Genomic DNA, 12,444 nt, shown 5'->3' on the forward strand with positions numbered 1-12,444 from the left:
CGCCACTCCGGCGGACAGCGATGTCCGCCGGGTCAGAACTCGCTGGTGTCCAGGTCGAATCCGAGGGGTTCGGGCAGGGAGAGCGGCTGGGAGAGGTCGACCTCGACCTTGCGGGTGTAGCGCGTCCCGGTCGGCAGACTGTGCAGGACCGCCTGTCCCCGCCCACGGTCGATCAGCAGATAGAACGGGATACCCGACCGGGCATACCCGCGCAGCTTCGGCCCGCGGTCGTTGTCGGCGGTCGAGGGTGAGGTGACCTCGCCGACGAGCATCGCGGGACCGGGGGCGTGGTACTCGAGGGCGTCACTGAAACTGCCCTTCGGCGCGACGACCAGATCGGGAACCACTCTGCCCGCGGGGGAGGCGCCGGGCACGAGCAGTCCGATGCCGGTGTAGCGCCCCAGGTCCTTCCGGTGGTCCCGCACCTGACCGGACACTTCCGACACGATCTCTTCGTGCTCCCCATTCGCCGGAGGCACCACGTGGATCTCCCCTTCGATCAGTTCCACGCGCCACCCCTCTGGAGCTGCCGCGCTCAACGCCTCGAAGGCGTCCTCGACCGATGAGGTGGCGCACCCGCCGCCTCCCGTGTGGGGTGCACGCTCGGGAGCCGTCAGTGCCACGGTGGACCTCCTTCGTACGGAGCGACGATTCCAGCGTAGGCGAGTGACCGTGACCGACTGGATCGCATGCCACCCGAATGGGTGATGGACAGGGTGCCTCCCTGCCCCGTGACCTCGCGCCGAGCCCCCATGCGCAGGTGGTCCGCGTCTGCCGCGCAGACGGCGGCAGGCGCCCGGGAGCGCGGGGCCCGGTCCGCGTCCGACAGCGCGTCAACCAAATAAACTACGGGGTCAAACGAATGCGCCATCCCGTGATCCGGTGGGCGCGCCCGGGGGATCGCCGGGGGTGAAACCCCCGGTGGGGGCTGAAAGGTGCCACCCGGGGGCGGGTGATCCGGATGTCGATGGGGCGATAAGTCGCCATACTCCGGGCGCCGTTACGCATCAGAAGCTGACCGATTTCGCCCCTGTATCAACAAGCCCAAGTCAAATCCTTGTTACGGACCTGTCAGAACCGGTCGTTCGGTGACAGTCTCTGCTCGACCTCGCCACGCGCATCGGCAAACGCGTCGGTAAGGCCGTACCTCACGCACCACTCCTGCTGTACCGGACGGTCCACCCACGGCTGTCCGAACCCCCTACACAGGGCCACGAACCGGTGGCCCCCAAGCAAGGAGACCGAGTGAGACCCAACGCTTCCTCCCCCCGCAGACGGACCGTCCGTGCGGCGGCGTTCATCGCCTCCGCCGCCATGGTGGTCATCGGTGTCCAGACCGGCCAGGCCAGCGCCCAGCCGGACCGCGCGGACCAGGCAGGGGCGTCCGCGCTCCAGCTCAGCGCCGCGCAGCGGACCACCGCGATCAAGGCGGCACAGGCCGACGCCTCCGCGCAGGCGGAGTCCCTCGGACTCGGGGCCAAGGAGAAGCTCCTCGTCCGCGATGTCATCAAGGACGCGGACGGGACCGTCCACACCCGCTACGAGCGCACCTACGCGGGACTGCCCGTGCTCGGCGGTGACCTGGTGGTCCATGAGAAGAAGAGCGGCAAGCGCTCCGTCACCAAGGCGACCGGCGCGCGGATCGCGGTGGACAGCACCACGGCGGGCATATCGGCCGCCACCGCCGAGAAGGCCGCGCTGAAGACGGCGCTGAAGGCCGCGAAGGGCGCGGCCGACTCGGACGACCCGCGGCGCACCCGTTCGCCGCGCAAGGTGATCTGGGCGGCCACCGGCGAGCCCGTGCTGGCCTGGGAGACCGTCGTCACCGGCACCCAGCACGACGGCACCCCCAGCGAGCTGCACATCATCACCGACGCCACGACCGGCAAGCGGCTGTTCCAGGACGAGGCCGTGGAGACCGGCACCGGAACCAGCCAGTACAGCGGCACGGTGTCACTGGGCACCACCCGCAGCGGGTCCGGCTACACCCTGAACGACGGCACCCGCGGCAGCCACAAGACCTACGACCTGAAGCAGGGCACCTCGGGCACCGGCACCCTGTTCACCGACGCGGACGACCGCTGGGGCGGCGGACGGCAGACCGCGGGGGTGGACGCCCACTACGGCGCCGGGCAGACCTGGGACTTCTACAAGAAGGTGCTGGGCCGTAACGGCATCCGCAACGACGGCGTCGGCTCGTACTCCCGCGTCCACTACGGCAACAACTACGTGAACGCGTTCTGGCAGGACTCCTGCTTCTGCATGACCTACGGCGACGGTTCGGGCAACGCCAACCCGCTGACCTCGCTGGACGTGGCCGGTCACGAGATGACCCACGGTGTCACCGCGGCCACCGCCAAGCTCAACTACAGCGGCGAGTCCGGCGGTCTCAACGAGGCCACCTCCGACATCCTCGCCACCGCCGTCGAGTTCTACTCGACCAACTCCGCCGACCCCGGTGACTACCTCATCGGCGAGAAGATCGACATCAACGGTGACGGCACCCCGCTGCGCTACCAGGACAAGCCCAGCAAGGACGGCGCCTCCAAGGACTACTGGTCCTCCTCGCTCGGCGGGATCGACGTGCACTACTCCTCCGGGCCCGCCAACCACTTCTTCTACCTGCTGTCCGAGGGCAGCGGCGCGAAGACCATCAACGGCGTGAGCTACAACAGCCCGACGTACGACGGCTCCAGGATCACCGGGATCGGCCGGGACAAGGCCGTCCGGATCTGGTACCGGGCGCTGACCACGTACCTGACCTCCACCTCGAAGTACGCCCAGGCCCGCACCGCCACCCTCAGCGCGGCGCGTGACCTCTACGGCTCCACCTCCACCGAGTACAAGACGGTCGCGGCGGCCTGGACCGCGATCAACGTCCGGTGAGAAACGGCTGACAGCGCGACGCGGACCGCACCGGAAAACCGGTGCGGTCCGTTCCTGTCGTCACCGTTGATCGGCACTTACGCTGCTCCCATGACTCAACAGGTACGCGGCGTGGTGGCCCCCGGAAAAGGCGAGAAGGTCAGGATCGAGACGATCGTGATCCCCGACCCCGGCCCCGGCGAGGCCGTGGTGCGGGTCCAGGCGTGCGGTGTCTGCCACACCGATCTGCACTACCGGGAAGGCGGTATCAACGACGACTTCCCCTTCCTGCTCGGCCATGAGGCGGCCGGGACCGTGGAGTCCGTCGGCGAAGGGGTCACCGAGGTGGCGCCCGGCGACTTCGTGGTGCTCAACTGGCGGGCGGTCTGCGGTGAGTGCCGCGCCTGCCGCCGCGGCCGTCCCTGGTACTGCTTCAACACCCACAACGCGTCGCAGCCCATGACGCTGACCGACGGCACCGCGCTGACGCCCGCGCTCGGCATCGGCGCGTTCGCCGAGAAGACGCTGGTGGCGGCCGGGCAGTGCACCAAGGTGGACCCGGAGGCATCGGCCGCCGCCGCGGGGCTGCTCGGCTGCGGGGTGATGGCCGGGATCGGCGCCGCGATCAACACCGGCGCGGTCGGGCGCGGCGACTCGGTCGCCGTCATCGGCTGCGGCGGCGTGGGCGCCGCGGCGGTCACCGGGGCCCGGCTGGCCGCCGCCGCGAAGATCATCGCAGTGGATGTGGACGACCGGAAGCTGGAGTGGGCGCGCGGGCTCGGTGCCACCCACACCCTCAACGCCACCGAGGGCGACGTGGTGGAGCGGATCCGCGAGCTGACCGACGGCAACGGCGCCGATGTGGTGATCGAGGCGGTCGGCCGCCCCGAGACCTACCGGCAGGCGTTCTACGCCCGGGACCTGGCCGGGACCGTGGTGCTGGTCGGCGTCCCGACCCCGGAGATGAAGCTGGAGCTGCCGCTGCTGGACGTCTTCGGGCGCGGCGGCGCACTCAAGTCCTCCTGGTACGGCGACTGTCTGCCGTCCCGTGACTTCCCCATGCTGATCGACCTCTACCGGCAGGGCCGGCTCGACCTGGACGCGTTCGTCAGCGAGACCATCGGCCTGGACGACATCGAGGAGGCGTTCGCCAGGATGCACCGCGGTGAGGTCCTCCGTTCGGTGGTGACGCTCTGATGACCCCTCCCCCCGTACGCATCGACCACCTCGTGACCTCCGGCACCTTCTCGCTGGACGGCGGCACCTGGGAGGTGGACAACAACGTCTGGCTCGTCGGCGACGACCACGAGGTCTATGTCATCGACGCCGCCCATGACGCGGATGCCATCGTCGAGGCCATCGGCGGCCGCAGGCTGCTGGGCATCATCTGCACCCACGGCCATGACGACCACATCGACGCCGCCCCGGCCGTCGCCGACCGCACCGGCGCGCCGATCCTGCTGCACCCGGAGGACGAGGTGCTGTGGCGGATGCGCCATCCGGACCGGACGCCGGACAAGCCGCTGGCCGACGGGGACGTGCTCACCGTCGGCGGGACCCAGCTACGGGTGCTGCACACCCCGGGCCACTCCCCCGGCGCGGTCTGTCTGCACGCCCCCGCGCTGACCACGGTGTTCTCCGGGGACACGCTCTTCCAGGGCGGTCCGGGGGCGACCGGGCGCTCGTACTCGTCCTTCCCGACGATCATCGAGTCGATCCGGGAACGGCTGCTGGCGCTGCCGCCGCAGACCGTCGTGCGTACCGGGCACGGCGATCCGACCACGATCGCCGACGAGGCCCCGCACCTGGACGAGTGGATCGCCCGCGGCCGGGCATCTCCCGGCCCATGACACCATCGACGGCGTGATCGACCTGGGCTACTCCCTCTCCCGCCGCTTCCCGGACCCGCCGCAGACGGACTACCGGAGCGCGGACCAGCGTGCGCTGCGCCACGATCTCTTCTGCGGCGACGTCTATCTCGCCGACACCCGCGAGGACCGTGAGGTGTCCACCGCCTGGGGCTGGGTTCCGGTGCTCGACTTCGCCTGGGCGCTGTGCGACATCGTGGAGCGGCTCGACCGGGATCCCCGGGGCAGCCGCTCGGCCACCCCCGTCCACGCGGAGCTGGACTTCACCGAGTCCACCGACCGGCTGCTCTTCGAGCGGCGGTTCGGCTGGGTGGACATCACCGCCGACTGGGTCCCGGCCGGGGAGCCGCCGCTGTCCTTCAACCACACGGCGCTGCGCCGGGAGGCCCGCGACTTCCTGCACGATGTGATCGCCGACCTCGTGGACATGCATGAGGGCCTGGACGACAACCCCGTGGTGTGGGACCTCCAGTCCCGATTCCCCCGGGTCTGATCCGCCTCCCGCAGCAGCTTGACTTCAACCTTTGTTGAAGTCGGAGGCTCATCGGGCAGGGGCACCGATCATCCGGTGCGCCACCGGCCCTTGGGAGAGCGCCATGCACGCCGTACGACTGCACGCCTTCGGTCCCGCCGAGAACCTGGTCCTGGAGGAGACCGAGGACCCCGAGCCCGGTCCCGGCCAGGTGCGGATCGCGGTCGCCGCGGCCGGGGTGCACCTCCTGGACACCGCGCTGCGCGCCGGGATGACCAGCGCCGTGCACACCGCCCCCGCACTGCCCACCGTCCCGGGCCGGGAGGTCGCGGGCACGGTGGACGCGCTCGGCGAGGGCACCGACCCGGCCTGGCTGGGCAAGCGGGTCGTCGCCCATCTGGGCATGGTCCCCGGCGGCTACGCCGAACGGGCCGTGGTCGCCGCCGGGAAGCTGCACGAACTGCCGGACGGACTGGACGAGGCGGAGGCCGTCGCCATGATCGGTACCGGCCGCACCACCATGGGCATCCTGCAGTTCGCGGAGCCGGCCCCGGACGATGTGGTGATCGTGACCTCGGCGGCGGGCGGGATCGGCCAGTTGCTCGTCCAGTACGCGAGGAACGCGGGCGCCACCGTCGTCGGACTCGCGGGCGGGGCGGCCAAGGTGGCGCGCGTCCGGGAGCTGGGTGCCGGGATCGCCGAGGACTACGACGACCCGGCGTGGCCCGGACGGGTGCGGACCGCGCTGGCCGGGCGGACGGCCACGGTGCTCTTCGACGGGGTGGGCGGGGAGCGGGCGCGGGCCGGCATCGGCCTCCTGGGCCGGGGCGGACGCCATCTGGTCTTCGGCTGGTCCTCGACGGGGCTGACCGGCGGCGGCCCGCTGGAGCTGGACGAACGGGAGCTCGCCGAGCGCGGGATCACCTCCGTCCCGGTGCTGGGCCCGCCGATGCTGGAGCGGGCCGGTGGCCCGGACCCGCTGCGCACGCTGGAGGAGCGGTCGCTCGCGGAGGCCGCCGCCGGACGGATGGTCCCGGCGGTGCAGCGGTTCCCGCTCGCCGAGGCCGCCGCCGCGCACCGGGCGCTGGAGACCCGCGCCACGATGGGAAAGGTCGTCCTCATCCCCTGAACCGGCTACCGGGGAAAGGGCATTCCCCGGCGCCCGGATATCCGTGCCGAGTTGCCGCCTGGCGGGGGTCCAGGCGGCGGCTCAGAAACTAGCAGCGCAGGGAAAGCACCCGCGATCTCAAGTCAAAGAATTCGATCTCGGACGCACTCCGCCGGTCCCCGGCAGCACCATGGGCCCCGGTGCCCACCGCATGTCACGCCCCGTCCCACTCCCGTTCCGCCCCGCTCCGGCCTGTGCCCGTGCCCGCCACGGAGGGATCTATCAAACGTCTATAGCCGGTGCGGACCGGAGAATAGAGCGGTGATGGGCGCGTATTCCATGCTGGTACCACGGCACCGCTGTCGGCGCCCGCAGGGAAACCGGGGAGGAAGCATGGGAAACGACACGACGGAGATCCTCGCCAGAATGGAACGCGACTACACGGCCTGGCTGGAGCAGGGCGGGCTCAGCCATATGGTGAGTCTGGACGGTCGCGATCTGGCCGACCCGGCGGTATTCGCCGAGGTGATCAGTGAACTCGCCCTGGCGGCGCACCGGGCGGAGTACACCGGGTCGCTCGCGGGCCAGTCGCTGATGAGCGACGCCAGCGCCCGCTGGGCCAGTCTGGTGGCGCTCTTCATCAACGCCGTGCACAACGACACCCTCGACGCGCTGCGCGCCGAGACCTCCGTGATGGCCGCCAGCCTCGACGGAGGCCATGCGGGCGGCTGCGGCTGAACCACCGCGCGCACCGTGAGACGGCGTCGGCGGCCACCGCGCGGTGGCCGCCGACCGGGGTTCAGGCCACCAGCGCGGGACCGGGGAAGCCGGTCAGCTCCGGCTCGGCGGCGTCCTGCTCCCGGGCGAACTGCCGGACCAGGAAACGGAACCGGTACTCCAGGCGGTCCCCCTCGGCCGAGAGCTCCAGCAGCCGTGCGGTGGTGAGGGAGTCGAGCGCGTTCTCCGCGCTGGCCTCGGACCAGCGCAGCTCGGCCGCCGCGTCCCGGGCGGTGAAGGCCGCCGCGAACCGGTGGGCCAGCGCGCGGAAGGCGTGCCGTGCGTCGGCGGCCAGCCGGACGTGGCTGCGGCGCAGCGCGGCCCGCACATCGAGGCTGCCGAGGGAGAGTTCGCCCAGCAGCCGGTCCACCGGCCCGAGCCGGTTGGCCAGATGGGCCAGCCGCCACTGCGGCTGGGCGGCCAGCCGGGCCGCGCAGATCCGCAGCGCCAGCGGCAGTCCGTCGCAGCGCTCCACGATCCGCCCGGCCGCCTCGGGCTCCGCCGCGACCCGTTCGGATCCGGCGACCGCGGCCAGCAGCCCGCACGCCTCCACCGCGTCCAACGGGCCGAGTCTGACCAGCCGTACGCCCTCCACCGAGGTGAGCGGGGAGTGGCTGGTGACCAGGGTGCGGCAGCCGTCGCCGACCGCGAGCAGCGGGCGGACCTGGCGGTCCTCCACCGCGTTGTCCAGGACGACCAGGGCGCGGCGGCCCGCGAGCCGGCTGCGGTAGAGCTGGGCCCGCTCGTCCAGCGCGGCGGGCAGATCGTGAGGACCGGCGCCCAGGGCGCGCAGGAACCAGCCGAGTACGTCCGAGGGGTCCTTGGGGCTGCCGTCCTCGGCGCGCAGATCGGCGTAGAGCTGGCCGTGCGGAAAGGCGCGGCGACAGCGGTGGGCGGCGTGCACCGCCAGTGCGGAGGTGCCGGTGCCGGGGGCGCCGGTGAGCACGATGCCGCCGGTGCCGTGCGGATCGGCCAGGGCGGTGCCGAGTTCGGCGAGCGGCTGGGCGCGGCCGGAGAAGTCGGCGATGTCCGGCGGCAGCATGGCGGGGACCAGCCCGGCCCAGATGTCCGCCGGGGGCGGCGCGACGGCGGACGCGAGGGCGGCTCCCCTCCCGGGCCCCCGCCCCGCCGGACCCGGTTCCTCCCCGGCCCGCGGTCCGGCGCCGAGGGTGACGGCCTTCGGCGCGGCGGCCGGTCCGGTCACCTCACCGGTGAGCAGCTCCCGGTGCAGACGGCGCAGGGCGGACCCGGGGTCCACGCCCAGTTCGTCACGGAGCGCCCGGCGCCCCCGCTCGTACACGGCCAGCGCGTCGGCCTGCCGGTCGCAGCGGTACAGCGCGGTCATCAACTGGCAGCGCAGGGTCTCCCGGAGGGGGTGCTCGGCGACCAGCCGGGTCAGCTCGGGAACGGACTGGGCGTGGCGGCCCAGGGCGAGTTCGGCTTCGATCCGGTTCTGTACGGCGGCGAGCCGGGCCTCCTCCAGACGCGGCAGTTCGGCCTCGCTGAGCCGGCCGGTGACATCGGAGAGGGCGGGGCCGCGCCACAGCGCGAGGGCAGCGGTCAGCCGGTCGGCCGCGGTGGCGTAGTGGCCTCCGGTCAGCGCGGTACGGCCCTGTTCTGCCAGCCGCCGGAACTCGTCCCAGTCGTAGCGGGCGTCGCCGGTGTCCATCGCGTAGCCGCTGCCCCGGCGGTCGGTGCGCAGCCAGGGGCCGCAGCGCTTCCGCAGCCGGGAGACATAGGTGTAGAGCTGCGCGGTACGGGTCGGCGGCGGGGTGGGGCCCCACAGCAGTTCGCTGAGCCGGTCGTCGGAGAGCACCCGGCCGCCGGAGAGCAGCAGGGCGGCGAGGACGGTGCGCTGTTTGGCCCCCTCGACCGGTACCGCCGAACCGTCCACCCGGACCTGCACCGGGCCGAGGATCCGGAACTCCACGTGCGGCGGGCGCTCCTGACCATCACATTCCAGCCGCAAAGCTGCACTCCTCCAGGCTTGAGCCTGTCAGCATCCTGACAGTTCGCTGAGTCTGACGGCCGCGCCGATCGTGTCGGATCCGTACTCCTGCCCGGGGTTCCGGGTCAGTCTGCTGACCGGTCCGGAGAGCGACAGCGCGGCGATCACCCGGCCGCCGGGCCCGCGGACGGGCGCGGCGACGGTGGCCATGGCGGGTTCCCAGCCGCCGAAGCTCTGGGCCCAGCCGCGGCGGCGGACCCCGGAGAGCATGCCGGCGCTGAACCGGGCGCCGCGCAACCCCTCGTACAGCAGCTCGGGCTCCTCCCAGGCCAGCAGCACCTGGGCGACCGCACCCGACTTCAGCGGGAAGGCGCTGCCGACCGGCACGGTGTCGGCCCCGGTGCCGAGCGCTTCGGAAGCGGCCACGCACACCCGCAGTTCACCGCGGCGGCGGTAGAGCCGGACGCTGGCGCCGGTGCGCTCGCGCAGTGCGGTGAGCACGGGTTCCGCGGTGAGCAGCAGCCGGTCGTGGCGCGCCTCGACGACCATGTCGCCCAGGCGCGGGCCGAGTGCGAACCGCCCGTCGCGGTCCCGGGCGACCAGCCGCAGCCGTTCCAGGGCGAGGGCCAGCCGGTGCACGGTGGGCCGCTTGAGACCGGTGGCGGAGACCAGGGTGGCCAGGGTGGCCGGACCGCTCTCCAACACGCCCAGCAGCAGTGACGCCTTGTCCAGTACGCCGACGCCGCTCTCCAGCCGGGGCGGGCCGGGCCGGACGGCACCGGCCGCCCGCCGCGCGGCCGGGTCCACTGTGGTTGTCATCGTCAAGGTGGCCATGGCAGTCGTCCTCAGCCGAGGTGGGCGGCCAGCGCGCGGAGGACCGCCTCCCGCTGCTGGACGAGGTAGAAGTGGTCTCCGGGCAGCACCGTGAGGTCGAACCCGGCGGGGGCCACCGCGGCCCAGGCCCGCACATCGGCCACGGAGACGCGGGGGTCGCGGTCGCCGACGAGGCCGGTGACGGGGCAGCCGACCGGGACCGGGGGACGCGGTCCGTAGGTGCCCACGGCCTTGAAGTCGGCCCGGAGCGCGGGCAGGACCAGGGCGCGCAGCTCCGGATGGTCCAGCAGCGCGGTGTCGGTGCCGCCGATGCCGCGGATCTCCTCCAGCAGCGCCTCATCGCCGCGGAGGTAGGTGTCCTTGGGGGTGACCTGGTGGGGTGCCTTGCGGGCGGAGACGACGAGCGCGTCGAGGCGGATACCGTGTCCGCTCTCCAGCCGCAGCGCCACCTCGTAGCCGACCGAGGAGCCCATGCTGTGGCCGAACAGGGTCAGCGGGGTGTCGGTGAACGGCAGCAGCGCGGCGGTCACTTCGTCGGCGAGCCGCTCGACGCTGTCGATGGCCGGTTCCTCAAGACGCTCCTGGCGGCCGGGATAGCGCGTGGTGAGGACCTCCACACCGGAGGGGAGCGTCCCGTCGGCGGCCGCCCGTCCCCAGCCGTGGAAGAAGCCCGCCGAGCCGCCCGCGTGGGGCAGACAGACCAGCCTTCTGCGGACCGCCCCGGCCGGGGCGTACCTGCGGAACCACCTGCTGTCGACACCGATGGCCATCGTCTGCTCGCCTCCCCGCACGGGAATTGACGGGATTCACCCTACGGATCGGTCCGCCCGGATTCCCCTGGTCTTTTCTAGCGGCGTGAGTCGGCGTCCGGCAACGCGGCTTCATGAACCTGCCAGCGGGTTGCGGAAAACCAGAAAAGGGGGTTCATCTTCGGCTGCCGGGGGATTGCGAGAGCAGCAGTCCCAGTTCAGCGGCGCGCACTCCGGCTTGAAATCTCGAGGTGGCACCTAACAGCGCCATTATTTCGGCCACATATCTTCGGTAGGTACGGACCGACATGGCCAGTTCCCGGGCGGCGACGTCATCGGTGACCCCGGCGCGCAGCCGTTCCAGGATCTGCTGGGCGATCTCGGTACGGCCCTTGTCACCGAAGTCGATGCGGTCCGAGACCACCACGGCGTTGCGCCACACCCCGTCGAAGAGGGCCAGCAGCGGCCGGATCACCCCGCCGGAGCGGATGACCGACGCCCGGCGGCCGACCGCGGAATCGGCGCAGACCAGGGCGCGTTCATGGTCGGCGATCACGGCGGCCAGGGCGGGGATCCGGGCGACCCGGGTCTCCACCCGGGGCTCGCCGACATGGCCGCTGACGAACCGCCAGTCGAGGGTGGCCGGGGTGCACAGCAGCCGCACGGTCAGCTCCTCGTGGCCGTCGGCGGCCAGGAGTACGGTGAGCGCCTGGTGGACGGCGCGGGAATAGCCGGGCTCGGCGGCGAGCACCACATCAACGCGCGTAGTGGCGTCGGAGACCAGTTGTGCCGCGGTGTCCACCGCGGTGTCCTGGCCCTCGATGACATCGACCGTGGCGCCCTGGTGCATCCGGTCGCGGCGGCGTACGACGGTGGAGGCCAGCAGCGCGCTGACTTCCAGGAGTTCCTGCTCGAATTCATCGCCGACATCGACCGATTCCAGGCCGAGTTCCGGCCGACTGGTGCCGTGCGCCCGTTCGGGCATCACCGATGACACACCACTCACCCCCGTGTGAGTCGTCGTTCAGCGGACGGCGCCGCCGAACCCCTCTTCAGCTCCGTGTCCCCCCGCGCCGGTGCGGCGCCTCAGTCGTTGGACGACAGCAGCCCCAGTTCGACCGCCCGTACCCCCGCCTGGAAGCGGGAACTGGCGCCGAGACCGCGCATGATCTCGGCGACATGGCGGCGGTAGGTACGCAGGGACACCTCGACCTCGCGGGCCGCCACATCGTCGGTGTAGCCCTGGCAGAGCCGCTCCAGGATGCGGCGGGCGGACTCGGTCCGCAGCCGCTCGCTGATCCACTCGTGCTCGGCCGGCTGGACGGCGCCGCCCCAGGCGCCGGCGAACAGCAGGTCCAGCGCGCGGACCAGGGCCGGGTCCTCGATGACCGAGACCACTTCCTCACCGCCGCGCTCCAGCCGGGACCGCACCATGGCCACCCGGCCGTCCACGATCAGGGTTTCGGCCACGGCCTCGGTGACCCGGAGCTGCACATGGGCGCCACCGCGTTCGGCAACGGTCCGTACGGCGGACTCCCCCAGCGATTCGGGAGTGCACAGCAGCCGGGCGGGAATGCGCTTGCGGCCGCCCGCGGTGAGCCGTCCGACGGCGGCGCCGACCGCCTTGGCGCGGTCACCGCCCTCCGGCAGGGCCGCGCTGACACCGTGCCGGGCCTGGCTGATGAGCACCTCGACGGCGTTGGCGACGACCGCTTCATCGCGTTCGAGGGTGACGATGGAGTTCCGGGCGGCGGTACGCCGATGCAGATTCACCGTCGACTCGATCAACTCGCGGGCCTGGAGCAGCGCTTCTTCCACGCTGT

Annotated in this window: 12 protein-coding genes; 6 read left to right on the top strand and 6 right to left on the bottom strand. The window is 72.1% G+C overall.

Going from position 1 to position 12,444, the window contains the following annotated elements; translation table 11 throughout:
- Positions 1-32: 32 nt before the first annotated feature.
- On the bottom strand, positions 33-623 hold the full coding sequence (locus tag NMK44_RS07115; RefSeq protein ID WP_374215246.1) for a Uma2 family endonuclease: 591 nt from the start codon (positions 621-623) through the stop codon (positions 33-35).
- 622 nt (positions 624-1,245) lie between these two features.
- Here NMK44_RS07115 and NMK44_RS07120 point away from each other — a divergent pair.
- The 6 genes from NMK44_RS07120 to NMK44_RS07145 all read left to right on the top strand — a co-directional run bounded on the left by NMK44_RS07120 (position 1,246) and on the right by NMK44_RS07145 (position 7,051).
- Positions 1,246-2,886, top strand: a complete 1,641-nt coding sequence (locus tag NMK44_RS07120; protein ID WP_254739535.1) for a M4 family metallopeptidase — start codon at positions 1,246-1,248, stop codon at positions 2,884-2,886.
- A gap of 90 nt (positions 2,887-2,976) precedes the next feature.
- A complete protein-coding gene (locus tag NMK44_RS07125) occupies positions 2,977-4,062 on the top strand; it encodes an S-(hydroxymethyl)mycothiol dehydrogenase (RefSeq protein WP_254739537.1) in 1,086 nt (361 codons plus the stop codon).
- The gene (locus NMK44_RS07130; RefSeq protein WP_254739539.1) at positions 4,062-4,715 is read left to right on the top strand and encodes an MBL fold metallo-hydrolase; all 654 of its coding nucleotides are present in this window, start codon (positions 4,062-4,064) and stop codon (positions 4,713-4,715) included. Before NMK44_RS07125 ends, NMK44_RS07130 begins: the two co-directional genes overlap by 1 nt.
- A gap of 13 nt (positions 4,716-4,728) precedes the next feature.
- Positions 4,729-5,226 (top strand): hypothetical protein, encoded by a 498-nt coding sequence (locus tag NMK44_RS07135; protein WP_254739541.1) that lies wholly within the window; start codon positions 4,729-4,731, stop codon positions 5,224-5,226.
- A gap of 103 nt (positions 5,227-5,329) precedes the next feature.
- A complete protein-coding gene (locus NMK44_RS07140) occupies positions 5,330-6,334 on the top strand; it encodes a zinc-binding dehydrogenase (protein ID WP_254739543.1) in 1,005 nt (334 codons plus the stop codon).
- Positions 6,335-6,706: 372 nt separating this feature from the next.
- Complete coding sequence (locus NMK44_RS07145) at positions 6,707-7,051, top strand: hypothetical protein (RefSeq protein ID WP_254739545.1); 345 nt, start codon at positions 6,707-6,709, stop codon at positions 7,049-7,051.
- Between the two features lie 61 nt (positions 7,052-7,112).
- Here NMK44_RS07145 and NMK44_RS07150 read toward each other — a convergent pair whose 3' ends face one another.
- From NMK44_RS07150 to NMK44_RS07170, 5 genes are all read right to left on the bottom strand, one after another.
- A complete protein-coding gene (locus NMK44_RS07150; protein WP_254739547.1) occupies positions 7,113-9,020 on the bottom strand; it encodes an AfsR/SARP family transcriptional regulator in 1,908 nt (635 codons plus the stop codon).
- A gap of 66 nt (positions 9,021-9,086) precedes the next feature.
- A complete protein-coding gene (locus NMK44_RS07155) occupies positions 9,087-9,857 on the bottom strand; it encodes an IclR family transcriptional regulator (protein ID WP_254739549.1) in 771 nt (256 codons plus the stop codon).
- 26 nt (positions 9,858-9,883) lie between these two features.
- Complete coding sequence (locus tag NMK44_RS07160; RefSeq protein WP_254739551.1) at positions 9,884-10,642, bottom strand: thioesterase II family protein; 759 nt, start codon at positions 10,640-10,642, stop codon at positions 9,884-9,886.
- 154 nt (positions 10,643-10,796) lie between these two features.
- Complete coding sequence (locus tag NMK44_RS07165) at positions 10,797-11,618, bottom strand: helix-turn-helix transcriptional regulator (protein ID WP_254739553.1); 822 nt, start codon at positions 11,616-11,618, stop codon at positions 10,797-10,799.
- Positions 11,619-11,707: 89 nt separating this feature from the next.
- Entirely contained in the window at positions 11,708-12,439 is a 732-nt protein-coding gene (locus NMK44_RS07170; RefSeq protein WP_254739555.1) for a helix-turn-helix transcriptional regulator, read from the bottom strand.
- Positions 12,440-12,444 lie beyond the last annotated feature (5 nt).

Origin of the sequence: Streptomyces cucumeris, assembly GCF_024295805.1 — a bacterium.
Classification (GTDB): domain Bacteria; phylum Actinomycetota; class Actinomycetes; order Streptomycetales; family Streptomycetaceae; genus Streptomyces; species Streptomyces cucumeris.

What these genes read in the sequence shown, in the direction of transcription:
- NMK44_RS07125 (WP_254739537.1), top strand. Translation starts at nt 2,977, where the DNA reads ATGACTCAACAGGTACGCGGCGTGGTGGCCCCCGGAAAAGGCGAGAAG.
- NMK44_RS07130 (WP_254739539.1), top strand. Translation starts at nt 4,062, where the DNA reads ATGACCCCTCCCCCCGTACGCATCGACCACCTCGTGACCTCCGGCACC.
- NMK44_RS07140 (WP_254739543.1), top strand. Translation starts at nt 5,330, where the DNA reads ATGCACGCCGTACGACTGCACGCCTTCGGTCCCGCCGAGAACCTGGTC.
- NMK44_RS07145 (WP_254739545.1), top strand. Translation starts at nt 6,707, where the DNA reads ATGGGAAACGACACGACGGAGATCCTCGCCAGAATGGAACGCGACTAC.
- NMK44_RS07155 (WP_254739549.1), bottom strand. Translation starts at nt 9,857, where the DNA reads ATGACAACCACAGTGGACCCGGCCGCGCGGCGGGCGGCCGGTGCCGTC.
- NMK44_RS07160 (WP_254739551.1), bottom strand. Translation starts at nt 10,642, where the DNA reads ATGGCCATCGGTGTCGACAGCAGGTGGTTCCGCAGGTACGCCCCGGCC.